The 528-nt window shown below is 39.2% G+C and carries 1 protein-coding gene; it reads right to left on the bottom strand.

All coding sequences use genetic code 11. From position 1 onward, the window contains the following. Positions 1 to 337, bottom strand: a 337-nt coding sequence (locus tag LE190_RS22230; protein WP_225240605.1) for a polyprenyl synthetase family protein, incomplete at its 3' end; no start/stop codon positions are given. Positions 338 to 528 lie beyond the last annotated feature (191 nt).

The raw sequence follows: 528 nt of genomic DNA, 5'->3' as shown, positions 1-528 counted from the left end.
AAGCTTTGACCAACAAGCCGTCTCCAGACAATATAGCAATATTAGCATCCCACTTTTCGTGAACTGTCGTTTTACCCCTTCTTAAAGGAGCCTTATCCATCAGATCATCGTGGATCAGTGAAAAGTTATGAAAAAACTCCACTGCCTTGGCAGCAGGGATAATTTCATCCATCTCTTGCATACCGAATAATTCGGCAGCCATCAATGTCAGCACTGGTCGAACCCTCTTTCCGCCCAAAGTCAATATATACCGTATCGGATCATATAAATTTGATGGTGTTTCAGGAAATTGACTTGTCTCTATCGCCTCTATCACGAGTTGTTGTAAATGTTGCATATATCTTTACGATCGAATCTTGCGAATATAGCAATAATCATATAGAAATGGCAATTTTGTCCCTTTAAAGGAAGTCACCTCAAAATTGTACATTTGCATAAGTCTTTTATTATGCGCATACTGATTATCCATACATTTTATCAAGATCCTGGTGGTGAAGACACTGTATTTCAGCAGGAATCTTCCCTCCT

The sequence above is a fragment of the Massilia hydrophila genome (assembly GCF_020208145.1).
In the GTDB taxonomy this organism is placed as follows: domain Bacteria; phylum Pseudomonadota; class Gammaproteobacteria; order Burkholderiales; family Burkholderiaceae_D; genus Telluria; species Telluria hydrophila.
Note: the sequence above shows the minus strand (reverse complement) of the source record. Positions and strands in the feature narration are given on the sequence as shown.